At 69.0% G+C, this 26,239-nt stretch carries 31 protein-coding genes and 1 other RNA gene; 25 read left to right on the forward strand and 7 right to left on the reverse strand.

Annotation, left to right across the window (positions count from 1 at the left end; translation table 11 throughout):
- Window position 1 precedes the first annotated feature (1 nt).
- The 3 genes from BJ988_RS03630 to BJ988_RS03640 all read left to right on the forward strand — a co-directional run bounded on the left by BJ988_RS03630 (window position 2) and on the right by BJ988_RS03640 (window position 2,869).
- Window positions 2-802, forward strand: a complete 801-nt coding sequence (locus tag BJ988_RS03630; protein ID WP_179656759.1) for a C40 family peptidase — start codon at window positions 2-4, stop codon at window positions 800-802.
- A 158-nt stretch (window positions 803-960) separates the two neighbouring features.
- Window positions 961-2,079: a peptide chain release factor 2 gene (prfB, locus tag BJ988_RS03635; protein ID WP_179656760.1), complete on the forward strand. Its 1,119-nt coding sequence runs from the start codon at window positions 961-963 to the stop codon at window positions 2,077-2,079.
- A gap of 4 nt (window positions 2,080-2,083) precedes the next feature.
- Entirely contained in the window at window positions 2,084-2,869 is a 786-nt protein-coding gene (locus BJ988_RS03640; protein WP_179656761.1) for an alpha/beta fold hydrolase, read from the forward strand.
- 111 nt (window positions 2,870-2,980) lie between these two features.
- On the opposite strand, the gene BJ988_RS03645 is transcribed toward BJ988_RS03640, so the two are convergent.
- On the reverse strand, window positions 2,981-3,598 hold the full coding sequence (locus BJ988_RS03645; protein WP_179656762.1) for a hypothetical protein: 618 nt from the start codon (window positions 3,596-3,598) through the stop codon (window positions 2,981-2,983).
- A gap of 74 nt (window positions 3,599-3,672) precedes the next feature.
- Between BJ988_RS03645 and ftsE the strand changes: the two genes are divergently transcribed.
- The 12 genes from ftsE to BJ988_RS03705 all read left to right on the forward strand — a co-directional run bounded on the left by ftsE (window position 3,673) and on the right by BJ988_RS03705 (window position 14,466).
- Entirely contained in the window at window positions 3,673-4,362 is a 690-nt protein-coding gene (gene ftsE, locus BJ988_RS03650; RefSeq protein ID WP_179656763.1) for a cell division ATP-binding protein FtsE, read from the forward strand.
- A gap of 57 nt (window positions 4,363-4,419) precedes the next feature.
- Entirely contained in the window at window positions 4,420-5,328 is a 909-nt protein-coding gene (gene ftsX, locus BJ988_RS03655; protein ID WP_179656764.1) for a permease-like cell division protein FtsX, read from the forward strand.
- A gap of 24 nt (window positions 5,329-5,352) precedes the next feature.
- Window positions 5,353-6,630 carry a peptidoglycan DD-metalloendopeptidase family protein gene (locus tag BJ988_RS31245; RefSeq protein ID WP_179656765.1) on the forward strand — a complete coding sequence of 426 codons (1,278 nt, stop codon included), beginning with the start codon at window positions 5,353-5,355 and terminating at the stop codon, window positions 6,628-6,630.
- A 63-nt stretch (window positions 6,631-6,693) separates the two neighbouring features.
- The gene (gene smpB, locus BJ988_RS03665; protein WP_179656766.1) at window positions 6,694-7,173 is read left to right on the forward strand and encodes an SsrA-binding protein SmpB; all 480 of its coding nucleotides are present in this window, start codon (window positions 6,694-6,696) and stop codon (window positions 7,171-7,173) included.
- 73 nt (window positions 7,174-7,246) lie between these two features.
- Window positions 7,247-7,617: a transfer-messenger RNA gene (ssrA, locus tag BJ988_RS03670) on the forward strand.
- A gap of 356 nt (window positions 7,618-7,973) precedes the next feature.
- Window positions 7,974-8,855 carry a phenylalanine 4-monooxygenase gene (locus BJ988_RS03675; RefSeq protein ID WP_179656767.1) on the forward strand — a complete coding sequence of 294 codons (882 nt, stop codon included), beginning with the start codon at window positions 7,974-7,976 and terminating at the stop codon, window positions 8,853-8,855.
- A 36-nt stretch (window positions 8,856-8,891) separates the two neighbouring features.
- Window positions 8,892-9,719: a hypothetical protein gene (locus tag BJ988_RS03680; protein ID WP_179656768.1), complete on the forward strand. Its 828-nt coding sequence runs from the start codon at window positions 8,892-8,894 to the stop codon at window positions 9,717-9,719.
- Window positions 9,720-9,788: 69 nt separating this feature from the next.
- Complete coding sequence (locus BJ988_RS03685; protein ID WP_179656769.1) at window positions 9,789-10,196, forward strand: HIT domain-containing protein; 408 nt, start codon at window positions 9,789-9,791, stop codon at window positions 10,194-10,196.
- Between the two features lie 104 nt (window positions 10,197-10,300).
- Window positions 10,301-11,224, forward strand: a complete 924-nt coding sequence (locus BJ988_RS03690) for a glycerophosphodiester phosphodiesterase (RefSeq protein WP_179656770.1) — start codon at window positions 10,301-10,303, stop codon at window positions 11,222-11,224.
- Window positions 11,225-11,300: 76 nt separating this feature from the next.
- Complete coding sequence (locus tag BJ988_RS03695) at window positions 11,301-12,455, forward strand: glycerophosphodiester phosphodiesterase (RefSeq protein WP_179656771.1); 1,155 nt, start codon at window positions 11,301-11,303, stop codon at window positions 12,453-12,455.
- A 102-nt stretch (window positions 12,456-12,557) separates the two neighbouring features.
- Window positions 12,558-13,325, forward strand: coding sequence for an SDR family NAD(P)-dependent oxidoreductase (locus BJ988_RS03700; protein ID WP_179656772.1), 768 nt, complete (start codon window positions 12,558-12,560; stop codon window positions 13,323-13,325).
- 100 nt (window positions 13,326-13,425) lie between these two features.
- Window positions 13,426-14,466, forward strand: coding sequence for a DUF3048 domain-containing protein (locus BJ988_RS03705; protein WP_179656773.1), 1,041 nt, complete (start codon window positions 13,426-13,428; stop codon window positions 14,464-14,466).
- A gap of 21 nt (window positions 14,467-14,487) precedes the next feature.
- Here BJ988_RS03705 and BJ988_RS03710 read toward each other — a convergent pair whose 3' ends face one another.
- Window positions 14,488-15,177, reverse strand: coding sequence for a TetR/AcrR family transcriptional regulator (locus tag BJ988_RS03710; RefSeq protein ID WP_343051449.1), 690 nt, complete (start codon window positions 15,175-15,177; stop codon window positions 14,488-14,490).
- A gap of 125 nt (window positions 15,178-15,302) precedes the next feature.
- Between BJ988_RS03710 and BJ988_RS03715 the strand changes: the two genes are divergently transcribed.
- The 5 genes from BJ988_RS03715 (at window position 15,303) to BJ988_RS03735 (ending at window position 19,402) form a co-directional block, all read left to right on the forward strand.
- Window positions 15,303-15,833: a hypothetical protein gene (locus tag BJ988_RS03715; protein ID WP_179656774.1), complete on the forward strand. Its 531-nt coding sequence runs from the start codon at window positions 15,303-15,305 to the stop codon at window positions 15,831-15,833.
- 153 nt (window positions 15,834-15,986) lie between these two features.
- On the forward strand, window positions 15,987-16,553 hold the full coding sequence (locus tag BJ988_RS03720) for a YqgE/AlgH family protein (protein WP_179656775.1): 567 nt from the start codon (window positions 15,987-15,989) through the stop codon (window positions 16,551-16,553).
- A 22-nt stretch (window positions 16,554-16,575) separates the two neighbouring features.
- Window positions 16,576-16,854, forward strand: coding sequence for a DUF3039 domain-containing protein (locus tag BJ988_RS03725; protein WP_160024715.1), 279 nt, complete (start codon window positions 16,576-16,578; stop codon window positions 16,852-16,854).
- Window positions 16,851-18,635, forward strand: coding sequence for a DEAD/DEAH box helicase family protein (locus tag BJ988_RS03730; RefSeq protein WP_179656776.1), 1,785 nt, complete (start codon window positions 16,851-16,853; stop codon window positions 18,633-18,635). Before BJ988_RS03725 ends, BJ988_RS03730 begins: the two co-directional genes overlap by 4 nt.
- On the forward strand, window positions 18,632-19,402 hold the full coding sequence (locus tag BJ988_RS03735; protein ID WP_179656777.1) for a copper homeostasis protein CutC: 771 nt from the start codon (window positions 18,632-18,634) through the stop codon (window positions 19,400-19,402). The genes BJ988_RS03730 and BJ988_RS03735 overlap by 4 nt, the downstream gene beginning before the upstream one ends.
- On the opposite strand, the gene BJ988_RS03740 is transcribed toward BJ988_RS03735, so the two are convergent.
- Window positions 19,399-19,878, reverse strand: coding sequence for a MarR family winged helix-turn-helix transcriptional regulator (locus BJ988_RS03740; RefSeq protein ID WP_179656778.1), 480 nt, complete (start codon window positions 19,876-19,878; stop codon window positions 19,399-19,401). The two genes, BJ988_RS03735 and BJ988_RS03740, sit on opposite strands and share 4 nt — an antisense overlap.
- 57 nt (window positions 19,879-19,935) lie before the next feature.
- Between BJ988_RS03740 and BJ988_RS03745 the strand changes: the two genes are divergently transcribed.
- A complete protein-coding gene (locus BJ988_RS03745) occupies window positions 19,936-20,475 on the forward strand; it encodes a DUF1697 domain-containing protein (protein ID WP_179656779.1) in 540 nt (179 codons plus the stop codon).
- Window positions 20,476-20,479: 4 nt separating this feature from the next.
- Here BJ988_RS03745 and BJ988_RS03750 read toward each other — a convergent pair whose 3' ends face one another.
- From BJ988_RS03750 to BJ988_RS03760, 3 genes are read right to left on the reverse strand one after another with little or no spacing between them, the layout of a single operon-like run.
- A complete protein-coding gene (locus tag BJ988_RS03750) occupies window positions 20,480-21,721 on the reverse strand; it encodes an MFS transporter (protein WP_179656780.1) in 1,242 nt (413 codons plus the stop codon).
- A gap of 55 nt (window positions 21,722-21,776) precedes the next feature.
- Window positions 21,777-22,361, reverse strand: a complete 585-nt coding sequence (locus BJ988_RS03755; RefSeq protein ID WP_425490796.1) for a nicotinamidase — start codon at window positions 22,359-22,361, stop codon at window positions 21,777-21,779.
- Between the two features lie 31 nt (window positions 22,362-22,392).
- Window positions 22,393-23,685, reverse strand: a complete 1,293-nt coding sequence (locus BJ988_RS03760; protein ID WP_179656782.1) for a nicotinate phosphoribosyltransferase — start codon at window positions 23,683-23,685, stop codon at window positions 22,393-22,395.
- A 109-nt stretch (window positions 23,686-23,794) separates the two neighbouring features.
- On the opposite strand from BJ988_RS03760, the gene clpS reads away from it, so the two are divergent.
- The 4 genes from clpS (at window position 23,795) to BJ988_RS03780 (ending at window position 25,500) form a co-directional block, all read left to right on the forward strand.
- The gene (gene clpS, locus BJ988_RS03765) at window positions 23,795-24,088 is read left to right on the forward strand and encodes an ATP-dependent Clp protease adapter ClpS (RefSeq protein WP_179656783.1); all 294 of its coding nucleotides are present in this window, start codon (window positions 23,795-23,797) and stop codon (window positions 24,086-24,088) included.
- Window positions 24,088-24,678 carry a DUF2017 domain-containing protein gene (locus BJ988_RS03770; RefSeq protein WP_179656784.1) on the forward strand — a complete coding sequence of 197 codons (591 nt, stop codon included), beginning with the start codon at window positions 24,088-24,090 and terminating at the stop codon, window positions 24,676-24,678. The genes clpS and BJ988_RS03770 overlap by 1 nt, the downstream gene beginning before the upstream one ends.
- An 85-nt stretch (window positions 24,679-24,763) precedes the next feature.
- On the forward strand, window positions 24,764-25,192 hold the full coding sequence (locus tag BJ988_RS03775; protein ID WP_179656785.1) for a Mov34/MPN/PAD-1 family protein: 429 nt from the start codon (window positions 24,764-24,766) through the stop codon (window positions 25,190-25,192).
- Between the two features lie 32 nt (window positions 25,193-25,224).
- A complete protein-coding gene (locus BJ988_RS03780; protein ID WP_008358635.1) occupies window positions 25,225-25,500 on the forward strand; it encodes a MoaD family protein in 276 nt (91 codons plus the stop codon).
- A gap of 110 nt (window positions 25,501-25,610) precedes the next feature.
- On the opposite strand, the gene BJ988_RS03785 is transcribed toward BJ988_RS03780, so the two are convergent.
- Window positions 25,611-26,231 carry a response regulator gene (locus tag BJ988_RS03785; RefSeq protein ID WP_179656786.1) on the reverse strand — a complete coding sequence of 207 codons (621 nt, stop codon included), beginning with the start codon at window positions 26,229-26,231 and terminating at the stop codon, window positions 25,611-25,613.
- Window positions 26,232-26,239 lie beyond the last annotated feature (8 nt).

Below are 26,239 nucleotides of genomic sequence, written 5' to 3' on the forward strand. Positions count from 1 at the left end.
CATGTCCAAGTCCGTATCCCGCCCTGCCCATCGAGGCACGGCACGCCCGTTCCGGGCGCCAAACGTATCCGTCGTCCGGACGATCGCAGGATCGCTCAGCGGCCACGGAAAGCTCCTCGGTCGCGTCACCCTCGCCAGCGGCATCGCCGCGGGCGCCCTGGTGGCGGTGCCCGCCGCCAACGCCGCACCGCCCGCCCACGAGCCGACCGCCGAGTCGGCCACCGTGGTGGAGGCTCCGGTCCTCGAGGCCTCGGCCACCCCCACGGCGATGCTCACCGACATCAAGCAGCTCGAGAGGGCTGTCGACGTGCAGCAGCGCAAGGCCGAGGCCGCCCAGAAGGCTGCCGAGGCGAAGCGCAAGGCAGCGATCGCGGCCAAGAAGGCCGCGGAGGAGAAGAAGAAGGCCGAGGCGGAGGCCAAGGCCTTCGCCGCGAGCCAGCAGGGCAAGATCGAGCGGGCGATCAGCGTCGCCTCGGAGCAGATCGGTGACCCGTACGTCTGGGGTGCCACCGGCCCGAGCTCGTTCGACTGCTCCGGCCTGACGCAGTACGCCTTCAGCGCCGCCGGTATCGAGCTGCCCCGGGTCTCGCGAGACCAGGCCGCTGCGCTGCCTTCGGTGCCGAACGACCAGATCCAGCGCGGCGACCTGATGTTCTGGGGTAGCCCCGTCTACCACGTGGGCATCTTCCTGCGCTGGGAGAACGGCCAGGCGATCATGCTGCACGCCCCCAAGCCTGGTGCCTCTGTTCGTGAGGAGGCTGCCTGGGACGGCTGGTTCGCCGGCTCGATCCATCAGGCCTGAGGCCTCTAGGGCCCGTTCCGACGGGCTCACGCCGATATATCCCTTTTGGCGACATCCCCCTGGCGCTCGCCCTCCGGTTCCCCATGCCGGAGGGCGAGCGCATATTTGAGGGGGCGGCGAATCGGGTGGCGAACCACCGGTCAAGTAACCTGTAAGACGTGGCAGGCCCCGAATTCGACACCGAGATCAAGCAGCTCCAGGCAACGATGCAGACCATCGGCCAGGTGCTGGACCTGGACGCGATGCGCACTGAGATCGCCGACCTCGGCGAGCAGGTCGCCGCGCCCGACCTCTGGGACGACCAGGACAACGCCACCCGGGTCACCGGACGCCTCTCTATGCTGCAGGGCGAGCTCAACAAGTTCACCGAGCTCCACACCCGCATCGAGGACCTCGGTCTGATGGTCGAGATGGCCCAGGAGGAGGGCGACGCCGACTCGCTCGCCGACTCCGAGGCCGAGCTGCGCCGGGTCAAGAAGGCCGTCGAGAGCCTGGAGATCCGCACCTTGCTGGCGGGGGAGTACGACTCCCGCGAGGCCGTGATCACGATCCGCGCCGGTGCCGGCGGCGTCGACGCCGCCGACTTCGCCGAGATGCTGATGCGGATGTACGTCCGCTGGGCCGAGCAGCACAAGTACCGGGTCGAGGTCTTCGACACCTCCTACGCCGAGGAGGCCGGGCTCAAGTCCGCCACCTTCGCGATCCACGCTCCCTACGCCTACGGCACCCTCTCCGTCGAGGCGGGCACCCACCGTCTGGTCCGGATCAGCCCCTTCGACAACCAGGGCCGCCGGCAGACCTCCTTCGCCGCGGTCGAGGTCGTGCCCGTCCTCGAGCAGACCGACGAGATCGACCTCGACGAGAACGACATCAAGGTCGACGTCTACCGCTCCTCGGGTCCCGGCGGCCAGTCGGTCAACACCACCGACTCGGCGGTCCGGCTGACCCACATCCCCACCGGCACCGTGGTCTCCTGTCAGAACGAGAAGTCGCAGCTGCAGAACAAGGCCGCCGCGATGATCGTGCTCAAGGCCAAGCTGCTCGCGCTGAAGAAGGCCGAGGAGGAGGCGCAGATCAAGGAGCTCAAGGGCGACGTCGCCGCCTCCTGGGGCGACCAGATGCGCAACTACGTCCTCAACCCCTACCAGATCGTCAAGGACCTGCGCACGACCTACGAGGTCGGCAACCCGCAGGCCGTCTTCGACGGCGACATCGACGGATTCCTCGAGGCCGGTATCCGCTGGCGTCGGGGTGCTGAGAAGGCCGAGCAGAACTGATCTGATGGTTGCGCAGACGCGCACCAGGCTTCCACTTCCCGGCCGCGGGGCGGCGTACGTCTATGACGTCTACGGCCCCGAGGGTGGAACGCCGATGGTGCTTTTGCACGAGCTCGGAGGCAGCGCGAAGCGATGGCAGGGGGTCGTGCCGTCGTTCGCGGCCGAGCACCGGGTTCACGCCTTCGACCTGCGTGGGCACGGGGACTCGGACTGGGCCTCGGAGTACTCGCACCGGCTCATCGCCGACGACGTCATCGTGGCGATGGACTCGCTGGAGATCTCGGGTGCAGTGGTCGTCGGGCACTCGACCGGCGGCAACGTCGCCCTCCTGGTCGCGATGCACCGACCCGACCTGGTCTCCCGGCTGGTCATCGAGGACGTCGTGCCACCTGCGCCGCGCGATCGCCGGGGCCCCGGGCGCGCGACCAGGCCGATGCCGCACGACTGGGAGTGCATCGCGTCCCTGCTCGTGGAGGCGACGACCTACGACGCATGGATGTGGGAGCAGCTCGAGCTGCTGCCCATGCCGACCCTGATCGTGGCCGGCGGAGGCAACAGCCACATCCCGCCGGAAGACATCCAGAAGGTCGCCCACCGGATCCCTGAGGCCGACCTCGTCCACTTCGACGTCGGCCACTTCGTGCATCGCAACAAGCCCGCGGAGTTCGCCGACGCGGTGCTGGGCTGGCTCGCGTCGCGGGTGGGATCCCCATCCCTAAGGACCCCACCCGCTCTCGCCGGCGGGCTCTGCTCTGACTCAGGGCCCGCGGCGGCGCGTGTCGCCCGGTGATGCGACCGAAGGCCTGAGCGACTAAGTCGATTAAAGCACTCGACTTTAACTCGTGCAAATAGCGCTGCCCTGCCCTGCCCTGCCAGGCCGATGGTCGGTGGCGGCCGTCGGTCAGGCGGAGGCGGCTGTCGCCGTCACCAGGCACCAGCGGGAGGCGCGCTTCTGGAGCGTCGCGGTCGCCTCGCCGGCCTTGCCGGTGAGCTCGCAGGAGAGCCAGGCGTCGCCGAACAGGCCGCGCAGGACCACCTTCGGCTGCTTCTTCGCGTCGACGCAGGTGAGTGCGACCGACGGCTTCCCGTACGCAGGGCTCGACGAGGCCTTGCAGCCCTTGGGCACGCTCTTGGTCATCTGGGTGGCCCAGTCCAGCGTGACCGGCGGGGCGAAGACCCAGGCGCGGGCAGAGGTGGCCGAGTCCTCCGGCCCGGTCCAGATGCAGCCGTACTCCTGGGCGACGTCGGAGACCTCGCCCGCGATGACGGTCTGGTCACCGTCGCCGTAGGCCTTCTTCTCGGTCGCGGCGCCACCCAGCGCCTCGGTGACGTCCTCGGTCGGGACGCTGTCGCAGAAAGCGCCTCGGCGCACATGCATCGTGGTGGTGTCAGCGGTGCTGAGGTCGCCCTTCACCTCGGGCGTCTCCGGCTCTTCGTCTTTCAGGGTGAGCACGCCGACCCCGACCGCAATGGCGGTGAGGACTACGGCACCGAGGAGGATCCGGACTGCAGAGCGCACGTCGTCAGAGTACAGGGGTCGGTATCTCAGAGCCGAAGTGCTGAGCCCACCACGGTTGCACTACCCTCGGCGGGGTGATCCGCTTCGAGAAGGTCAGCAAGGCCTATCCAGGGCAGGCGCGACCCGCCCTCAACAGCCTTTCGATCGACATCCAGAAGGGGGAGTTCGTCTTCCTCGTGGGCCAGTCCGGCTCGGGGAAGTCGACGGCGCTCAAGCTGATGCTGCGCGAGCAGCGGCCGAGCTCGGGCCGGGTCTACGTCGCCGGCAAGGAGATCAACCGGCTCGCCGGCTGGAAGGTGCCGCGGCTGCGTCGCCAGGTCGGCACGATCTTCCAGGACTTCCGTCTGCTGACCAACAAGACCGTCGCCGAGAACGTCGCCTTCGCGATGCAGGTGACCGGTCACTCCAACCGCGAGATCCGTCAGCGCGTCCCGGAGACGCTCGAGCTGGTCGGCCTCGACGGCAAGGGCGACCGGATGCCCGACGAGCTCTCCGGTGGGGAGCAGCAGCGGGTGGCCGTCGCTCGCGCCTTCATCAACCGGCCGATGATCCTGATCGCCGACGAGCCCACCGGAAACCTCGACCCCGGCAACACCGTCGGCATCATGCGACTGCTCGACCGCATCAACCGGTCCGGCACCACCATCGTGATGGCCACCCACGACGTCCAGATGGTCGACCAGATGCGCAAGCGCGTCATCGAGCTCGAGCACGGCCACCTCGTGCGCGACCAGGTCCAGGGCGGCTACGGCGCTCAGTTCTGAGCCGGCCCCCTCACCGTCGACCAGGTTCTACAACCCAGAAAAGGCTCTCGACCCGCCATGCAGCTGCGCTATGTATTCACCGAGCTTCGCCAGGGGCTCCGCCGAAACCTGTCGATGCACGTCGCGGTGGCCCTGACCCTGCTCGTCTCGCTCACCCTGGCCGGTGTCGGCCTGCTGCTGCGTGAGCAGGCCCAGCTGACCGAGGAGGTCTGGGGCGACGAGCTCCAGATCACCTTCTACATGTGCAACGGCGCCAACGACCGCAACCCGCAGTGCGCCGGTGCCGTCGACGACAGCCAGAAGAAGGTCATCACCGACGCCCTCGAGGACAACCGATACGTCGACAAGATCGAGCCGGAGAGCCAGGAGCAGGCCTACAAGCGGCTGCAGGCTCTCGACGTCGAAGGCGTCAGCGGTCCCGACCCGGTGGTCAAGGCCGGAGACATGTGGGAGTCCTACTGGGTCACGATGACCGACCCGCACCACTCCGCCGAGATCATCGAGGCCGTCGCCGGCCTGGACGGCATCGACCACGTCGGTGACGTCCACGAGGTGACCGGACCCATCCTCGCCGCTGTCGACGGGCTGCAGAGCGCGGCGCTGGTCGGCGCGATCGTGCTGATCGTCGCGGCGCTCCTGCTGGTCGCCAACACCATCCGGCTGGCAGCCTTCGCGCGCCGCCGTGAGATCGGGATCATGCGGCTGGTCGGCGCCTCGACCCTCTACATCGCGCTGCCGTTCCTCCTCGAGTCGCTCGTGGTGGCGCTGGTCGGCATCGGCCTGTCCGGGGTCGCTCTGGCCGCGGTGATGCACTTCGGCGTCGAGCAGCGGCTCTCGTCCACAGCGGTGACCCAGTGGGTCGGCTGGGAGGAGTTCTTCAGCTCCTTCGCGATCGTCGCGCTCCTCGGCATCCTGCTCACCCTCGTTCCGACACTCCTGCTCACCCGCAAATACATCAAGGTCTGACCCGGGTCGCTTAGCGTCTGGGCCGTGCACTGCCCCCGTGTCCGCAGCCCCCGTGCCGGTTCGCTCGCCGCTGTGCTCAGTTGCGCCGTGGTGGCTGCCGTGCTCCTCTCGCCCACCCTGCCCTCCTCCGCCGACGAGAGGGAGCGCCTCGAGCAGGAGCAGCGTGAGGTCGAGCGGGACCAGAAGGCCGCCGCCAAGGATCTCGAGCACTCCAGCGCCGGCCTGCGGGATGCGTCCTCGACGTACGCCGCGGCGCAGAAGAAGCTCGACCGGGCCCAGTCGCGTCTGGACGAGCTCAACGCGCGGCTCGCCGAGGCACAGGCCACCCACGCCAGGCTCGAGAGCGAGCTGGCCGAGCAGAGGCGGCTGCTCGCCGAGGCGAAGGGGCAGCTCGCCGAGGGGCAGGCCAAGGTCAAAGGGCAGCGCGAGGAGATGCGTGACGCGATCCTGACCCGGTTCACCGGGGGAGACCCGCAGCTCGCCCAGGCGGCTGCCCTGCTCTCGGGAGGCTCCCTCGAGGACCTGATGCGCCAGCAGACGTACACCGACGCAGCCTCCGCGGGCCAGGACGCCACCCTCCAGCGGATGGAGGCGACCGAGACGATGCTCGTCGTCCGCGAGGCGGAGGTGCAGGAGGCGACCGACGCGATCGCGGCCAAGGAGAAGAAGGCCCGCAAGCTGGTCGCCGAGGTCGACTCGCTCCGGGATCAGGCCGAGGCTGCCCACGCCGAGATGTCCACGCTGGCCGAGCAGGCAGCCACCGCGAGGCGTTCCGCCGAGGCGGCCAGAGCGGCGGACGCCGCCGAGCTGCGCAAGCTCGAGGCCGAGGAGTCGGCGCTGCGTACGAAGATCCGGTCGCTCGCCTCGGCGGACTCCGGCTCCGACCGCAACGTCGGTTCGGTCGGTGGGCTCTTCGGGGCTCCGGTGACCGACACGTACGTCACCTCGCCCTACGGCATCCGCAAGCATCCGATCTACGGCTACGTGGCGCTGCACAACGGCACGGACTTCCACGCGCCGTGCGGTCGCCCGCTGCTTGCCATCGACTCGGGACAGATCATCTCGACCTCGTACTCGAGCGTGTGGGGCAACCGCCTTCATCTGTATCTCGGCAAGGTCAACGGGCACTCCTACACCGCCGTCTACAACCACATCTCGAGCTATGCGAAGCGTTCGGGGAGCATCGGGCGCGGTGAGGCCGTGGCGTACGCCGGGACCACCGGCTGGTCCACGGGCTGTCACCTGCACTTCACGATCCTGCGCGACGGGACCCCGGTCGATCCGGCACCGCTGCTGGGCTGATCTCTGGGCGGCTCGGTCCTAAACGTTTCGCGGTCATGCCCCTGTGCCTGAGAGAATGGGAGAATGGCGAAGGAGCAGGGGCGCAAGATGATCGCGCAGAACAAGAAGGCGCGTCACGACTATCACATCGAGGACACCTACGAGGCCGGCATGGTCCTGCAGGGCACCGAGGTGAAGTCGCTGCGTGAGGGTCGCGCGTCGCTGGTCGACGGCTTCGTCGACATCGACCGGGGCGAGGCCTGGATCCACGGGATCCACATCCCCGAATATCTCAACGGCACCTGGACCAACCACGCCGCCCGCCGCAAGCGCAAGCTGCTCTTGAACCGCGCCGAGATCGACAAGATCGAGCGCAAGGTCACCGAGAAGGGCCTCACCGTCGTTCCGCTCGCCCTCTACTTCCTCAACGGTCGCGCCAAGGTCGAGATCGGCGTCGCCAAGGGCAAGAAGTCGTGGGACAAGCGCAACACGATCGCCGAGCGTACGGCCAAGCGCGAGGCCGAGGTCGAGGTCGGGCGCAAGCTCAAGGGGATGACCGGCTAAACCGAGTGGGGAATGTCGGCGGGGGCCTGTAGTGTTATGTCGTTGCCTGGTTGCAGGCGTTGAAAACTCAAAAGGGGCTGATCGGTTTCGACTTGGGACGTTGCTCCCAGGGGAAGCGGGTCGAGGAGCCAGCGTCATCTCGTAAACGATCGCTGGAAACCAATAACTGCCGACTCTAAGCGCAGTTCCTTCGCTCTCGCCGCCTGACGCGGTGATCGAAGCGTCTGACCGAGTATCCGTCTCCGGCTCGGAACCAGGCGTCATCTAGGAGACTCACCTCATGCACATGCCGACGGGGCATGAGGGACAACTAGTCGGATGAGCCTGTCGGGGACGTGTCTGCGTCGAGCCCCGGGGATGAGAGAACGCCACCCACAGACTGCACCCGGAGAAGACCTGGCACGGCGCTCGAGGACCGGGGTTCGATTCCCCGCAGCTCCACAAACCTTTGGCCGACGTGTGCCCTCCATACGGAGGGCCGCGTCGGTTTGTCATATCTAGGCGACGCTTCGCGTCGCGGCGGGGGATATCCCCCGCACCCCCTTAGCTGCGCGTGGTTGGTGTTGCGCGGGGGCGGGGGCTTCGCCACCCGCACCCCCGATGCGCGTGTTCGGGTGGGTCGCACTTTCCTGCCGTGGTGGGGGTGTGCTGGTCGGAACGGGGTTGTGGCCCCGCACATCGGCGCCGTGGCGGGATTCTGCTCCTGGGCGGTAAAAATTCCGGCCCTTCGTCTCTGGGGCGAAATGACTTCTCTTGCGTGCGCGATAGGGTTGTGAGGCGTACGTCACATGGAGGTAAGGATGTTCGAGGAAGGACAGCTCTACTCGCCCGTCACCGTGGGCGATGATGGGCAGGTCGAGGTGCATCTGGGGGACAACCACCCCGGGTTCGCAGACCAGGACTACCGGGCTCGGCGGAGCGAGATAGCTGCCGCGGCGCTTGGTTGGAAGCCCGGGGAGACGGTGCCCCGGATCGACTACACCGACACCGAGAACGAGATCTGGCGGACGGTGTGCCGTGAGATCGCGCCGCTGCACGCGAAATATGCCTGCCGCAACTACATCGCGGCCGTCGAGGCCCTCGACCTCCCGACCGACCGGGTGCCGCAGCTCGACGAGGTGAGCGCCGGCCTGAAGGCGCTGACCGGCTTCGAGTACGTCCCGGCCGCGGGGATCGTCCCGCTGGAGGAGTTCTACGGGAGCCTGGCGGACCGGCAGTTCCATTCGACGCAGTACCTGCGCCATCACGCCGTGCCGCTCTACACCCCGGAGCCCGACATCATCCACGAGGTGATCGGCCACGGGAACCTCCTCGCCGACCCGCAGGTGGCCGAGGTCAAGCGGCTTGCCGGTGCGGCCGCACGACGCGTCGAGACCCGAGAGGCGCTCCAGGTCGTCGCCGACGTCTTCTGGTTCACCATCGAGTTCGGCGTGCTCCACGAGGAGGGCGAGCTGAGGGCCTACGGCGCGGGCTTGCTGTCGTCCTACGGCGAGATCGAGGAGTTTCGCGAGGTGGAGGTGCGTCCGCTCGACTTCGCCCAGATGGCGACGGTCGACTACGACATCACCCATTACCAGCCGGTGCTCTTCGCGGCGGAGTCGTTCAGCCACATGGTCGACGAGGTGGGCAACTTCTTCGCGACCTGCGACGACGACACGCCGCAGCGCCTCGGGGCTGCCTAGCCTCAACCGGCCGCTTCCGGGCGCTAGCCTCGGAAGATGATCGACGGCTACCGCAACCACGCGCTGGAGGCGGCCCTTGCGGCCGCCGACATCGACGCGGTCGGTGCCGCGCTGCGTACGGGGCAGGTTGTCGTTCCCCAGCTCGACGAGGCCCGGATCCGGGTCTTTCCCGGGGACCGCGGCAACCGGCCACCGTACGAGGCGATGCTCTTCTCCTCCCAGGAGGCGCTGGAGACGTTCCTCGCCGAGGACACCCGGCGCCGCGCGCAGCTGCGCACCGGTGACGGACTGCGTGACTTCCTCACCGTCAACATCGAGGAGATCGCCTACGTCACCTTCGACCCGGCCGGACCGCACCGGTTCCGGGCGGGCATCAAGGACGTGCTCAAGGCGCTCGGTCCGAAGCCGCACGTCGACCTGCGCCTGCCGAAGGGGCAGGAGTGGTACGTCGTGGACATGTCCGAGGAGGACGTGCGCGACTACCAGCTCGCCGACCTGGTCGACAACGTCCTCCCGAAGGTGCAGCGGTCCAAGATCGAGCAGCCCGAGTGGGCGCAGTGGATGGTCGCCGCCAAGGAGGCGGCCGCCGAGCAGGGCGCGGCGTTCCTGGCCTTTTGGCTGCAGCGGGTCGGGCGGCGCTCGACTGCGCTGGCGGTCGCGCTGAACCGGCCGGCACCGTTCGGGATGATGCGACACCCGCTGCAGGCCGAGACGACCACGGTGGGGGAGCGGTGGGTCGCCTCGCCCGACCGGCTCTACGAGTCGCGGCTGATCTACTCCTTCCCGCATCCCGACCTCACCGACCTGGCACTTCCGACCGTCGATCTGGTGGTCGCCACGCTGTCGTGGGGAGACGAGTCGTGAGCGAGCGAACCATGAGATCTACACGCCGCCGCGTCCGTACCATGGCGCTCGCGCAACGGAGGTGGCGGCGTGAGCTGTGTCTTCTGTGACGTGGTCGCCGGTGACCTGGCGGCCGAGGTGGTCTTCGAGGGCGACGCCTTCCTGGCCTTCCTCGACCATCGGCCGGTGCAGAAGGGACACATCCTGATGGTGCCCAGGAAGCATCTGGCGACGCTGCTCGATCTCCCTCCCGAACTGCACGAACGCTTCGTCGCGAATGCCCAGCGCCTGGCCGCCGCGGTCGTCGACGGTCTCGACGCCCAAGGCAGCTTCGTCGCGATCAACAACGTGGTCAGCCAGTCGGTCCCGCACCTCCACCTCCACGTCGTCCCGCGCCGCCGCGGCGACGGCCTCAAGGGCTTCTTCTGGCCCCGGCACAAGTACAAGGACGGCGAGCAGCGGGAGTACGCCGACCGGCTGCGTGCCGTGCTGGGCTGAGTTCACCGAGGCGTACGGCTTCGGCCATCAGCCCGCCGGGGCGAGTTCGGCGAGGACCGATTCACTCGAGATCAGTTGTTGTCCACTGATCCCGGGAGTGCGCAATGTCCGTGTCGTCTGTCGCGACCAAGTCCCTCACCTCAGCTCTGGCCGGCGTCGCGCTGGCCGCGGGCACGATGCTCGTTCCGGTGGCGGTGAACGCTGTCGAGGCCAACCGGGCCGACGACATCACCGTCACCGCCCACCGTGGGGCGAGCGCGTACGCCCCGGAGAATACCCTCGCGGCCTTCGCCGTCGGCATCGAGCAGCGCGCCGACTGGATCGAGTCGGACGTGCAGGCCACCAAGGACGGCGAGCTCGTGCTGATGCACGACACCACCCTGTCGCGTACGACCGACGTCGAGCAGCGCTTCCCCGGCCGCTCGCCGTGGCGGGTCAAGGACTTCACGCTCGCCGAGATCAAGACGCTGGATGCCGGCTCCTGGTTCGGCGAGGAGTACGCCGGTGAGCCGGTGCCCACGTTGAAGGAGATGGTCGAGCAGGTGCGGTCGTCGCGCTCCGGGATCCTGATGGAGCTCAAGTCGCCCGGGCTCTACCCGGGGATCGAGAAGAAGGTCGCGGCTGAGTTCGACTCCTTCCCCGGCTACGTCCGGTCCGCGGTCGCCGCCCGCCGGCTCGCCGTGCAGAGCTTCGACTTCGGCTCCATGAAGACCTACAAGAGCATCCAGCCCGAGGTGCCGGTCGGTCTGCTCGGCACCCCGGCCTACCCCGACCTGGACAGCTACACCTGGGCTGACCAGATCAACCCGCACTACGGCTCCTTCGACGCGAGCTACGTCGCCCGCGTGCACGCCCTCGGCATGGACATCCACTCCTGGACCGTCGACGACGCCGCCACCATGAGCGCCGTCCTCGACCGCGGTGTCGACGGCGTCATCACCAACCGCCCCGACGTGCTCGAGAACGTGATCGCCGAGCGACGTGCCGCCGATGCGCACGACGCGGCCGACGCCGCCGACGCGGCCTGAGGCCCGTCGACAGATCGTCATTCGTCGTTCACCGCACACCGGGCCCGGGGTCTCCGGGGACCGGTGTGATCGGGTCATGACCATGCCGAACCCCACTCGTATGCGTACCCTCACGCTCGCCGCGGCCGCGACGCTCGCCGCCGGGACCCTCCTGGTCTCGACCCCCGCCTCCGCGGCGCCCACGCCCACGACCGCCGTCCAGGCGGCCAAGCACAAGCACGCCGACCCGATCGTCTTCGGTCACCGCGGTGCCTCGGGCTACCGGCCCGAGCACACGCTCGCGGCGTACGACCTGGCCATCCAGCAGGGTGCCGACTACATCGAGCCTGATGTGGTCTCGACCAAGGACCGCGTGCTCGTGGCCCGTCACGAGAACGAGATCTCGGGCACCACCGATGTCTCCGCCCGCCCGGAGTTCGCGGACCGGAAGACCACGAAGACCATCGACGGCAAGCCGCTGACCGGCTGGTTCACCGAGGACTTCACCCTCGCCGAGCTGAAGACGCTGCGTGCCGTCGAGCGCATCCCCGGCGACCGTCCGGCCAACACCGCCTACGACGGCATGTTCGAGGTGCCGACGATCGAGGAGGTGCTGGACCTGGTCGATGCCAAGGAGGCCGAGACGGGCCGCACCATCGGCGTCGCTCCGGAGACCAAGCACCCGACCTACTTCGACTCCATCGGCCTCTCCATGGAGGAGCCGCTCGTCAAGAGCCTCAAGCGCCACGGTCTGGGCGGCAAGCGCGCCGCCGCGGTCATCCAGTCCTTCGAGGTCAGCAACCTCAAGGACCTCAACCGCATGATCGGCACCAAGTTGGTGCAGCTGATCGACTTCGGCGGTGCCCCGTACGACCAGGTGGTCGCCGGGACCGGCGTGACCAACGACTACCTGGTCACCGACAAGGGCCTGCGGAGCATCAGGAAGTACGCCGACCAGGTGGCGCCGTACAAGTACTACTTCATCCCGCGCAACGCCGACGGCACGCTGGGCGAGCCGACCGACCTCGCCGACCGTGCGGAGCGCGCCGGGCTGCCGACCGTCATCTGGACCATGCGCGCCGAGAACAAGAACCTTCCCAAGGAGTGCCGCATCGGCACCGACCCGATCGCGATCGGTGACCTCGGCTGCGAGGTCGGCCCCTACCTGGACGCCGGCGTCGACGCGTTCTTCACCGACCACCCCGATCTGGGCGTGGCCGTGCGTGACGCCTGGGTTGCTACCAATCAGTAGACACCTCGCGACACGACGTGCGGCCCTCGCTACAGTCGGCGGGGGCCGCACGTCATTGTCGGCTGAGTCATAGAGCCTGAGTCACACGAAGGAGCTTGGATCATGGGTCGTTTCGATGGACGCGTCGCAGTCATCACCGGGGCAGCGCGAGGGATCGGTTTCGGAGTCGCCACGCGTTTCGCCGAGGAGGGTGCCTCGGTAGCGATCATCGACCTGGACGAGGCCGCCGCCGCTGAGGCCGCAGCCAAGCTCCCGCTGGTGGAGGGTGCCAAGTCCGTCGGCATCGGCGCCAACGTCGCCAAGGCGGCGGACACCGAGGCCGCGGTCGCGCGCATCGTCGAGGAGCTCGGCGGGCTGCACATCCTGATGAACAACGCCGGCATCACCCGCGACAACCTGCTCTTCAAGATGACCGAGGACGACTGGGACCTGGTCATGAACGTCCACCTCAAGGGCCACTTCCTGATGTCGAAGGCCGCGCAGTCCGTCTTCGTGAAGCAGAAGTACGGCAAGATCATCAACGTCTCCTCCACCTCGGCCACCGGCAACCGCGGCCAGGCCAACTACTCCGCGGCGAAGGCCGGCGTGCAGGGCTTCACCCGCACCCTCGCGCTCGAGCTCGGCCCGTTCGGCGTCAACGTGAACGCCATCGCGCCCGGGTTCATCGCCACCGAGATGACCGACCAGACCGCGGCCCGCCTCGGTCTCGACGTCGACGAGTTCCGCAAGCTCTCGGCTGACGCCAACCCGGTCAAGCGCGTCGGCGAGCCCGCCGACATCGCCGCCGCCGCGGCCTTCCTGGCCAGCGACGAGTCCTCCTACATCACCGGCCAGACCCTGTACGTCGATGGAGGCGCAACAGTCGCCTGATCTGGTCACGCGAGGAACCCCGGGCGAGCCTGCGTTGGGTGCAACGATTACCGTCTGACACTCGTCAAGGTAGCTGAGCCGATGCAGATGGAGATCGATGATGCGCACGTCCCGCCCGGGGTTCCTGCTGCGAGCGACGGCAACGCTCGCCGCCGCGGGACTGGTCCTGACCGGCTGTGGCTCCTCGGAGGAGCCGAAGGAGACGAAGCCGTCGCCCTCCGCGCCCGCTGAGCCCGACCACGAGCCGCTGACCGGCGCCCAGCTCCCCGAGGGGCAGACCGCCGCTCGCAAGCACCCCGCCTACATCGTCAAGATCGACAACACCGCCGCCAGCGACCCGCAGTACGGGCTCGCCAAGGCGGACATGGTCGTCCAGGAGCTGGTCGAGGGTGGCGTGACTCGGCTGGCCGTCGCGTACTACTCCCAGCTCCCGAAGGAGGCCGGCCCGGTCCGGTCGATGCGGGCGACCGACGCCGGGATCGCCGCGCCCATCGCCGCCAAGATCATGACCAGCGGCGCCGCGCCCTACACCTATGCGCAGCTGAAGAAGCACGACGTGGAGTGGATCGACATGTCCACCCCCTACGTCGTACGCGACACCAGCAAGCCCCACGACTTCCTGCACAGCGTGGTCGCCAAGGTCGCCAAGACCGGCAAGGCTGCGGAGAAGGGCGGCAAGGCCAAGCGGCCCGCCGACTTCATGCCGTGGGGCGACCCGACCACCGAGCTGACCGGTGGCAAGCCCGCCAAGGCCGTCGACGTGAAGTTCTCCCAGGCGCGTACGGACAACTGGGTCTTCAAGGGTGGCAAGTACCGCCTGCAGAACAACTACATGTCCAAGAGCGGCCAGTTCCTCGCCGACACCGTCGTCGTCGCGCAGACCAAGACCACGATCGCCCCTTACAAGGATCCGGGCGGCGCGATCGTCCCGGTCTCCCACTTCACCGGCAGGGGCAAGGCGTGGATCCTGCGCGCTGGCCAGATTGTCAACGCCACCTGGGTGAAGAAGGGCGAGAAGGGCGCCGTCACGTTCACCGACGCGAGCGGTGCCGCGATCGAGATCCCGCCGGGCAAGGTGTGGCTGGACCTGATCCCGAAGGGCAACGGCCAGGTCGAGCCCGGTGGGGTGAGCGTCAAGTAGCGCTCGTCGCTGACCGGTGGGTCAGCGCATGTCCTCGACCTTGACGCCCTGCTGCGCCAGGGTCTGGACCCCGGTCAGCAGGTACGTCACAGCCAAGTCGATGCGCTCGGCGGCGTCCGCTGGGTCGCTGGCCTCGGTGACGGACTCGCCGGCCGCTGACATCGCCCCGAAGAAGAGCCGGGCGAAGGTCGCGACCATCTCGTCGTCCACGGTCCGGTCGCCGGCACGCAGGACGGCGGCGACGATGTCCTCGACGACGGTGAACGTGGAGCGCTCCTCCTGCTCGCGGTAGCGCTGGTAGCCGAGGACGGCGGGCCCCTCCTGCACGACGATGCGGCGGTAGGTGGGCTGCTGGACGGCCTCCAGGAACGTACGCAGCCCGGCGCGCGCCTGCTCCCAGGGGTCCTTCGACTCGCGCATGGCGGCGTCGATGCTCTGTGCGGTGGCGGCCTCGACCTTCTCGAAGACGACCTCGTAGAGCGCCTGCTTGCCGCTGAAGTGGTGGTAGAGCGCGCCCTTGGTGACCTCGGCCCCGGCCACGATGGCGTCCAGCGACGTGCTCGCGTAGCCGTGCTCGGTGAAGAGTCTCTCGGCGACCTCGACCAGCGTCTTCTTGGTCGAGGCGGAGAACTGCTGCCGCCGCGACATCCCCGGGACCGACGACAGCGGGGGGACTTTGGGGACGAGCTTGCTCACGGACGACTTTGCCACCCGGCCACTCTAACGGCCGTGTTCGGAATCACCGTCCCAGGTATTGGCCATACCCTTGGTATGTTCAATACTATAGGTACGTACTCACGGTATGTGAGTAACGAACTTCCGCAAGGAGCCGACAAATGAGCTGGACCAGCCATCACAAGCGCGGGGAGATCCTCCGCGGCGTGGTCGCCGCCGTCGACGAGCGTCGAGACGGCCTGCTGCCCATGGATCTTCCCGGCGTCACCGAAACCTTCGCCGACGAGCTCGACCTGCTCGCCGCCCTGCAGCTGCGCTGGCACACCCGCCTGTCCGGCCGCATCGAGACCGAGCTCGCCGACCAGCCGATGGACCTCGAGGAGGCCGTCGTCCGGGCCTGGCACGGCACCGCCGACGACCTGCCGGGACTCCGCGCGGTCCTCGACCGCTACCACGCCCTTCCTGTCGACGAGGCCATGGCCGACGCGCTGGCCAGGGCGCGGACCAAGGAGCACCTCACCCTTGCCGTCATGGCGGGCAAAGGTGCCTTCGCCGACGCCCAGTGCGTCCAGATCGGCTCGATGATCGAGCTGCGGGCCCGGGCCGAGTACGAACCGGCCGCCCCGATCGTCGACCGCGGGCCCTTCGCTGGTCTCGTCGACATGTTCCGGTCGGTGCGCTCGGCGGCCTGAGGCCGCGTACCGCCTCATCAAGCCAGGCTCCGGGCGCCGGCGCGCCCTCCCGCGGGTCTCCCTCCGCACTCCCTAAGTGCCGGCCCCGGAGTCTTCATACGTGATGGCTTCTGGTTACGGCTGATGTTTCACAGGTGATGCGATCATGGCGTCATGACCGAGCAGACGGACGTACGCGCCGGTCGGCTGCTGGTGGCCACGCCGGAGCTTCGCGATCCCAACTTCGTCGACACCGTGGTGCTGCTGATCGAGGTCAACGACGACGGTGCGCTCGGTGTCGTGCTGAACCGGCCCTCGCCGGTTCCGGTCGCCGAGGTGCTCCATCCGTGGGCGGGCTCCGTCGCCGATCCCGACGTCCTGTTCCAAGGCGGCCCGGTGAGCAAGGACGCCGCGATCGCGGTCGCGCTACTGGTCGACGCCGACGACCCGCCGCTGGGGTTCCGTCCGGTGGTCGGGCGACTCGGGCTGCTCGACCTCGACACGCCCGTGGAGCTGGTCGACGGCACTCTGTCGCGACTGCGCATCTTCGCCGGCTACGCCGGCTGGGGCGCTGCCCAGCTGCAGGGCGAGGTGGATGAGGGGTCCTGGTACGTCGTCGACAGCGAGCCCTATGACTCCTTCCTCGACGAAGTGGGCTCGATGTGGGCCGCGGTGCTTCGACGCCAGCCCGGTGAGCTGGCCTTTCACGCCACGCGGCCGCCCGACCCGGGACTCAACTGACGGACCCTTGTAAGGTTGGCGCATGGGCATCCTGGGATTCGGCACGAAAGAAGCCGTCAAGGAACGGGAGGACATCCGCGAGCAGGACGTCCCCACCGAGGAGGGTGACCACGACCGCTACTCCCATTACGTGGAGAAGGACAAGCTGACCGAGGCGATGGTCATGGGTACGCCCGTGGTCGCGCTGTGTGGCAAGGTGTGGGTGCCGAGCCGCGACGGGTCCAAGTTCCCGGTCTGCCCCGACTGTAAAGAGATCTTCGAGGGGATGCCGCCTAGCGGTGGCGAGGGCGACGACGAGTGAGTGGCGCCGACCTTCCCGGCGCCCTCACACCCGCGTGGCCCAACAAGGCCGCGTGGGGTACTGCGCCCAAGCTGCGTGCTTGGCAGCAGGAGGCGCTGTCTCGATATCTGGCGGAACAGCCTCGTGACTTCCTGGCAGTGGCGACGCCCGGCGCCGGTAAGACGACCTTCGCGCTGACCGTCGCCGCCGAGCTCCTCGGCCGCAGGCTGATCGATCGGGTCACCATCGTCGCGCCCACCGAGCACCTCAAGGTCCAGTGGGCCGAGGCGGCCTCGCGGGCCGGGATCGCGATCGACCCGACCTACTCGGCCGGGCAGGGCAAGACCTCGGCCGACTACGTCGGGATCGCGGTGACGTACGCCGGGGTGGCGGTCAACCCGCTCGCGATGCGGATCCGCACCGAGCGGTTCAAGACGCTGGTGATCCTCGACGAGGTCCACCACGCCGGCGACGCGCTGTCGTGGGGCGAGGGGGTCCGGGAGGCCTTCGAACCGGCCGCGCGTCGACTGGCACTGACCGGGACGCCCTTCCGTTCCGACACCAACCCGATCCCGTTCGTCACCTACGCCCCGGGCGAGGACGGCGTGCCGCGTTCGGCGGCCGACTACACCTACGGGTACGCCGAGGCGCTGCGCGACCACGTCGTCCGGCCGGTGCTCTTCATGGCCTACTCCGGCCAGATGCAGTGGCGCACCAGAGCCGGTGACGAGATCGCCGCCCACCTCGGCGAGCCACTGACCAAGGATCTGACCTCGCAGGCGCTGCGGACCGCACTCGATCCGGCCGGCTCGTGGATCCCGTCGGTGCTCGCGGCCGCCGACAAGCGGCTGACCGAGGTGCGGCGTCACGTGCCCGACGCGGGCGGGCTCGTCATCGCCACCGACCAGGACTCGGCGCGCTCCTACGCCAAGACCCTGAAGACCATCACCGGTCAGAGCGCCACCGTCGTGCTCTCCGACGAGAAGGCCGGCTCGAAGAAGATCGCCAAGTTCTCCGAGTCCGACGACCGTTGGATGGTCGCGGTCCGGATGGTCTCCGAGGGCGTCGACGTTCCCCGGCTGGCGGTCGGGGTCTATGCGACCACCACCTCGACGCCGCTCTTCTTCGCGCAGGCGGTCGGGCGTTTCGTACGTGCGCGGACGCGGGGCGAGACCGCCTCTGTCTTCCTGCCGTCCGTCCCCAACCTGCTCGGGTTCGCCTCCGAGCTCGAGCTGCAGCGCGACCACGTGCTCGGCAAGAAGGTCACCAGCGAGGACGACATCTTCGCGGCCGAGAACGCGCTGATGGCCGCGGCCAACGCCGAGGAGGGCGCGGCCGACGACGAGGCGATGGGACCTTGGGAGGCGCTCGGCTCCGAGGCGCGCTTCGACCGGGTGCTCTTCGACGGCGGCGAGTTCGGCCACTCCGGCGAGGTGCACGTCGGGTCGGAGGAGGAGATGGACTTCCTGGGCATCCCCGGGCTGCTCGACACCGACCAGATGAAGACCCTGCTCCGGCAGCGGCAGAGCGACCGGGCGCGCAAGCAGAAGTCGGCCTCGGGGCCGGTCGCAGCCGACGAGCCGGTCGCCGCGGTCGCCGCCCACGAGCAGCTCGCCGTGCTCCGTCGTGAGCTCAACGGCCTGGTCGCCGCCTGGCACCACCGCACCAAGACTCCTCACGGCGTCACTCACAACCGGCTCCGGAAGGAGTGCGGCGGCCCGCCCGCCGCGGTCGCCAACGCCGACCAGCTGAAGGCCCGCATCGACACTCTGCGCGACTGGGCGGCGCGAGGCTCTGCGTGAGCCGTCTCCCGGACAGACCGCGCGCGACCGCGCTGGAGATCGCGGTGACCTCGGTGGACGGGGCACGCGTGGCGCGGGCGGGCGGGGCGACCCGGATCGAGCTCTGCTCGGCCCTCGAGGTCGGCGGCGTCACCCCGTCGCAGGGGCTCGTCGAGGCGGTCCTCGACGAGGTCGGCGGCATCGAGTCCGACGACGGGTGGCAGGGCGTCCACGTGCTCGTCCGGCCGCGCCTGGGCGGATTCAGCTACTCCGGGGAGGAGCGGGACCTCTTGAAGCGAGAGGTCGACATGATCCTCGAGGCCGGTGCCGACGGGATCGTGGTCGGCGCGCTCACCCCGCACGGCGAACCGGACGTAGAGCTGGTCCGGCGGCTGGCGGAGGAGGCTGCTGCGTACGAGGCGACGGTGACGTTCCACCGCGCCGTCGATCTCAGCGCCGACCCGGTCGCGGCGGTCCGGGCGCTGGCCGGCGTGGTCGACCGGGTGCTCACCTCAGGCGGCGCGCCGACGGCGGGCGCGGGTGCGGCGAGGATCGCCGCGATGGTGGCGGTCGACGGTCCGGACGTCCTGGCCGGCGGTGGCGTCGGTGTCGACGCGATCGGCACGCTCGCCGCGCTCGGTGTCGAGGGCGTGCATCTGTCCGCGAAGCGGCGGATCACCACCGCCTCCCGGCTGGCGTTGGGCGAAGCCGACGACGGTGGCCACTGGGAGACCGATCCCGCGGTGGTCGCCGCTGCGGCTGCCGCGCTCGGCCTGAGCCCGGGCTAGGAGACGGTCGGGGAGTCGCCCTCGACCAGGTCCCGAAGGACGGCCACGGCGGCCTCGAGCTCGGCCTCGGTGCGGTTGCGGGACTCGAGCCGCTCGGCGATGAGCCGGGAGATGCGGTCGCGCACCTCGGCCAGGTCGGCCCGGCCGGCATCTGTGAGGGTGACCAGGCTGGCCCGCGCATCGGCCGGGTTGGGCGTCTTGGTGACCAGTCCGGTCTCCACCAGCTGGGCGATCTGGGCCGACATGGTGGGCTGCGAGCAGCCGTCGGCGCGAGACAGCTCGGTGATGCCGAGCGGCCCGATGGCGTCAAGGATCGTGAGGACGCGGACGCTGGCCGGAAGGTCGAGCGTGCGGCGTACGAGGCGCATGAGACGCGCTGCGTAGACCACCAGGTCGCTGGAGAGGTCCAGGGTCTTCGCCGAAGCGGAGCCCGAGGCGGTCGGGGCTGCCGAGGAGAGCAGCTGCTGTGAAGGCATCGGTCGGATTCCAGGGTCGGGGTTGCGGCGCGGCGGACGGGTGGAGACTATCTGAGAATGACAACGGAACGGCACACCTGGATCGCGTTCCTGCGAGCCATCAATCTCGGCGCGAACCGGAAGTTCCCGAAGCAGGCGATCATCGCCGCGGTCGTGAGGGCAGGCGGAACGGACGTCGAGACCTACATCAACACCGGCAACGTACGCTTCGAGCACCCGGTCGGCGACCGGGCCGAGATGGAGGCGATCCTGGAGGAGGCCTTCGCCGCCGACCGCTTCTTCGACGTGCCGACGATCTGCATCACGCCCGCCGAGCTGAAGGTGATCGCCAACGACGCCGCGGCTGTTGGGGCGGGGCACGAAGGCAGGCAGTTCGTGTTCCTGTGCAAGGAGCAGAGCGACTCCAGGTCCCGCGAGGCGCTGGCTGCTCGGGCGGGGGAGAGTGAGCGGGTCTATGTCATCGGCCGCGCCGTGCACCTGCTCACCGAGAGCTTCCACCAGACGAAGATCACCAACGCCGTCGTCGAGCGCCACATCGCGGTCAGCACCAACCGCAACCTCAACGTGATCCGCACCCTTGCCGACAGGTGGTCGTGAGGCCCTAGTGCGCCGGGGCGCCGCCAGGCTCGGCGGTGAAGTTCGCGCGACTCAAGCGGCGGACGGCCGGGCTCAGCAGCGTGGCCAGCGCGATGGCGACAAAGGCGATGCCGGCGATCGCGAGCACGTTCTCGATCCCGTACGCAGCGGCCAAGGGTCCCATCGCCAGCTGTCCGATGGGGATCGCGATATAGGTCCCCAGCTGGTCGTAGGACGAGGCACGGGAGAGCAGCTCTGCAGGGACGTTCTCCTGCATCGAGAGCTGCCAGCCGAGACTGAACACCTGGATGCCGGCGCCGGAGAGGGCGGCTGCGGGAAGCAGCACCGCCAGGTCGGTGGAGAAGCCGAGCGCCGCGATCGGCAGGCCGAACACGGCCATGCCGATCATGCCGTAGAACAGGGGCCGTTCGAGCCGGACCTTCATCAGCACGAGCGTCGCGGCGAGGACGCCGATCCCCTGGAAGGTGAGGATCAGCCCCCAGCCGCCTGCGCCCAGCGACGAACCCTCCGCCCGCTGCGGACCGAGGGTGAGGAGCCCGCCTTCGTAGAGCGCGTTGAGCATGGTCGCGGCGCCGACACAGAGCCACAGCCAGCTGGTCGTGCGGAAGTAGTCCCAGCCCAGACGCAGGTCGCCGACGATGGACGCCTTGGCGGCAGTGCCACTGAGCTTGACCGGCAGCAACAGCAGAGCCGCGATCAGCCAGGTGGCGGCGTCGATCGCGAGCGCCCAGCCCGCGCCGACGCTGAGGACGAGCAGGCCGGCGGTGCCGGGGCCGGCGACCGCGACGACCGCCCGGGTCAGCGACAGCAGCACATTGGCTTCCTGCAACATGTTGCGCGGCACCACGAGCGGGATGATCCCCTGCTGGGCCGGGAGGCCGGCGGCGGAGACGATGCCGTTGAGAGCCGAGAGGGCGATCAGGTGCCACAGCTCGGCGACGCCGGTGATGACGAGGACGGCGACGGCCGCCTGGCTCAGGCCGGAGACCAGGTTGGAGGCGAACAGGATCCGGGCCCGGCCCATCCGGTCGGCGAGCACGCCGCCGATGAGCATGAAGACGATCATCGGGATGGTCCGGGCCGCGAGGACCGCGCCGATCGCGATCGGCGCGTCGCTCACTTCCATCACCGCGAAGGCCAGCGCGACGGGCGCCATGAAGTTGCCGACCAGGTTGATCGAGCGGGATGCGAAGAACCACCGAAAGAGGGGTTGGCGAAGAGGGGCTGTCGCCGAGATCGGAGCCATTCGGAAGAGAATAGACCTTCAGACGTGCCTTATCGGCGGAAAGTTCCCAATTCTGTCATGAGACCGTTACCCCGGCGGCGCGCATCTCTTCGATGGCCGCCGCGGTGCTCTGCGCCGCCACTCCGGCGGCCAGGTCGGAGAGCAGCGTCGTGTGGAACCCGGCCGCTCGCGCGTCGAGCGCGGTGGCACGTACGCAGTAGTCGGTCGCCAACCCGCAGACGTCGACCTCCTCCACGCCGCGACCGCGGAGCCAGTCGACCAGAGTGGCGCCGCCGTTGGCCGCGCCCTCGAAGCCGGAGTAGGCCGCGGCGTACTCGCCCTTGCGGAAGATCTCGTCGAAGGTCACCGGGTCCAGGTTGGGGTGGAAGGCCTCGCCGTCGGTGCCGACCACGCAGTGTGCCGGCCAGGAGTCGACGTAGTCCGGCGGGTTGCCGAAGTGGTCGCCCGGGTCGATGTGGTGGTCCTTGGTCGCGACGACCAGGCCGTACGTCGGCTCCGGCTCCTTGCTCGCCGCCCGCTCGCGCAGCAGCTGACCGATGTCGTAGGCCACCCGCGCCCCGCCGGCGACCGGCAGGGACCCGCCCTCGCAGAAGTCGTTCTGTACGTCGACCACGATCAGTGCACGCGTCATGCTCGCCACACTAGCCCGAGCCTCACTGGAAGCCCGAGCCTCATTGGAAGAGCGTCGGGATGACCGGATCGCCCTTGAGGAGCGAGTGGGCGACGACGGGGAGCTCGGCGACCGAGGCCTGGTGGCGTTCACGTGCCGCATCGAGCGGCTCACGGCCGACGACCTCGCCCTTCCTCAGGAGCTGGGTGAGGAGGGAGCGGTCGTTGTTGTCGCCCGCTGGCTGGGCGCCGATGCCGATCACCTCGGCGTCGGCGACGTCCTTGTCGTCGCGGCGGCGCAGGGCGTACTTCCGGCCGCCGATCGAGGCCTTGGACGCGCTCTTCTTGGCGACCGGCTCCAGGTCGCCGGAGGCACCCTCCCGGGCGACCAGCTTGTAGACGAAACCGGCGGTCGGGTGACCGGAGCCGGTGACCAGCTGGGTGCCGACGCCGTAGCCGTCGACCGGGGCGGCGGCCAGGCCGGCGATCGCGTACTCGTCCAGGTCGCTGGTCACGATGATCTTGGTCTCGGTGGCGCCGAGGTCGTCGAGCTGGCGACGTACGTCATGGGCGAGCAGCCCCAGGTCACCGGAGTCGATCCGCACCGCACCGAGCTCGGGCCCGGCGATCTCGACCGCCTTCGCCACCGCCTCCGCGATGTCGTAGGTGTCCACCAGCAGCGTGGTGCCCTTGCCGAGGGAGGCGACCTGCGCCCGGAAGGCCTGCTCCTCGGTGTCGTGCAGGAGGGTGAAGGCGTGGGCGGAGGTGCCGGTGGTGGGCACGCCGAAGCGGGCGCGGGCGGCGAGGTTGGAGGTGGCGGTGAAGCCGGCCACGTAGGCAGCGCGGGCGGCCGCGACGGCGGCCGCCTCGTGGGTGCGCCTCGAACCCATCTCGATGCACGGGCGCTCCCCGGCCGCGAGCGTCATCCGGGAGGCCGCGGTGGCGATCGCCGAGTCGTGGTTGTAGATCGAGAGCAGCACCGTCTCCAGGAGGACCGCCTCGGCGAAGCTGGCCTCGACCACGAGCAGGGGCGAGTGCGGGAAGAAGGTCTCGCCCTCGGCGTACCCCCAGATGTCGCCGGTGAAGCGGTAACCGGCCAGCCACTCCAGGGTCGGGCCGTCGACGACCCCATCCAGGACGGCCAGCTGCTCCGGGCCGAACCGGAAGGCTTCGATGGCATCGAGCGCCCGCCCGACCCCGGCCACCACGCCGTAGCGGCGACCGCCGGCCAGCCGCCGGGGGAACAGCTCGAAGACCGCACGGCGCTCCGCGGTGCCGGCCTTGAGGGCTGCCTGGAGCATGGTCAGCTCGTAATGATCTGTCAGGAGCGCGGTCGAGTCCGCTGTCGAGTCCACTGGCACATCGTGGCACGATGGATGTCATGAGCGAGCGCAAGCGAGTGACCAACAAGGTCCTCATGTCGCCGAATCCGTATCCTTGCGCCTGCGCTACGGAGGCGGCGGCATGAGTGCGCCAAGCCCCGTGGAGCTCGACGAGCCCGAGGTCGACGACCTCGTAGCGCCCGCGACCCCGTGGGTGACCATCGTCTGGAACGACCCGGTCAACCTGATGTCGTATGTCACCTTCGTCTTCCAGAAATACTTCGGCTACTCGAAGAAGAAGTCGGAGAAGCTGATGATGGAGGTTCACCACGACGGCAAGTCGGCCGTCTCCTCCGGATCGCGTGAGGAGATGGAGCGCGACGTGCAGGCGATGCACGAGTACGGCCTGTGGGCGACTCTGGAAAAGCAAGATTGATGGGCGGGTTCAGCTACCACCGCCGCAGCAAGCAGATCATCGCGAACTTCTCCGGGTTCGAGGCAGACCTGCTCCGTTCGCTGGCCTCTCAGCTCGTCGAGCTGTTGCGCAACGAGGTGGCCGCGCCGGCCGAGAGCGATGACCCGCTGGAGGCCATGCTCGACTTCTCGGGTCCGACCACCGAGCCCGAGGACCCGGTGCTGAAGCGGCTCTTCCCCTCGGCCTACGGCGACGACACCGAGGCGGCCGGGGAGTTCCGGCGGTTCACCGAGGGCGGGCTGCGCGACGGCAAGGCGCGGGCTGCCTCGACGATCATCGACGCGCTCGAGGAGGCCGGGCTGCCGCCCGAGCTGGACGAGGACGGGATGGTCATCGACGTCGAGCTCTCGATCGCCGACGCCGAGGCGTGGATGCGCTCGTTCACCGACGTCCGGCTCGCGCTCGCGACCCGGCTCGGGGTCGAGGACGGCGACGAGGACTTCTGGGACTCGCTGCCCGAGGACGACCCCGCGGGCCAGGTCTACGGGATCTACCAGTGGGTCGGGATCCTGCAGGAGACCATCGTCGAAGCGCTCTGGGCGGCGTCCTGACTACACCATCGCGGCGCGCGGTCGTCACCGTGTCCGGCACCCGGTCACGTACGTCGTCGCTGCTCGGCCCGCCTAGGCTGATCCTGTGCTGACCATCGACCAGGCGACCTACGACGCGATCGTCGCCCACGCGAAGCGAGACCATCCCGACGAGGCATGCGGGATCGTCGCGGGCCCTGAGGGGTCCGACCGGCCGGAGCGGTTCATCGAGATGATCAACGCCGCCGGCTCGCCGACCTTCTACGAGTTCGACTCCAGCGATCTGCTCCAGCTCTACAAGGAGATGGACGCGAACGACGAGGAGCCGGTGATCGTCTACCACTCCCACACGGCGACCGAGGCCTACCCCTCGCGCACCGACATCGGCCTCGCGATGGAGCCGAACGCCCACTACGTGCTGGTCAGCACCCGCGAGCACGGGTCCGACGACGGACCGGTCGAGCTCCGATCGTTCCGCATCGTCGACGGCAACGTCACCGAGGAAGAAATCAGCATCGTCGCGACGTTGTCGTGACGCGCCCGAGAAAAATCCAGCTAGGAGAACCCATGGCCATCGAGGTCAAGATCCCGACCATCCTCCGCACCTACACCGCCGGTGAGAAGGCAGTCAGCGCCGAGGGCAAGACCCTGAGCGCGCTCATCGACGACCTCGAGGCGAACCACTCCGGCATCAAGGAGCGCCTCATCGACAACGGCGACCTGCGTCGTTTCGTCAACGTCTACATCAACGACGAGGACGTCCGCTTCATCGGCGGCCTGGACGCCGAGCTGAAAGACGGCGACCAGGTAGTAGTCCTCCCGGCAGTTGCCGGCGGCTGCTGACCCTCCCTCCCCGAGAGGTCAGCTTCTGACGCCGAAGCGTCAGTTTCTGACCGCGAGAGGTCGACTTCTGGTCGCGAGGCGTCGATTTCTGCTCGCAGAGAGACAGGGCGTCAGCCCAGGATGCCGCGGTCGTACGCTCGTGCGACCGCGGCTGCTCTGTCTGTGACGCCGAGCTTGTCGAAGATGTGACCCAGGTGGGTCTTGACCGTCGCCTCGCTGACGAAGAGCTTCGCCGCGATCGCGCGGTTGGTCGTCCCGCCGGCGACGAGGGTGAGCACCTCGCGCTCGCGCGGGCTCAGCTGAGCCGTCGGTCCCGGCGAGCGGAGCCGGGAGGCGAGCCGGGTCGCCACCGCCGGGGAGAGGACGGTCTCGCCGGCGGCCGTCGCCCGGACGGCCCGGACCAGGTCCGGCGTGGGGGCGTCCTTGAGCAGGTAGCCGGTCGCCCCTGCCTCGATCGCGGCGACCACGTCGGTGTCCGTGTCGAACGTCGTCAGGACCAGTACGCCGGTGCGCGACTCCCGTGCCTGGAGCCGCTCGATCACCTCCACGCCACCGGTCCCGGGCATCCGGAGGTCGAGGACGAGCACGTCCGGGTCGAGCTCCTCGACGAGGGCGATCGCCTCGGCGCCGTCGCCGGCTTGGCCGACGACCTCGAAGCCCTGGGCGCGGAGCACTCCGACCACCCCGTCGCGTACGACCGGGTGGTCGTCTGCGACCACGATCTTGATCACTGTGGTCC

The sequence above is a fragment of the Nocardioides panzhihuensis genome, assembly GCF_013408335.1.
Lineage (GTDB): Bacteria > Actinomycetota > Actinomycetes > Propionibacteriales > Nocardioidaceae > Nocardioides > Nocardioides panzhihuensis.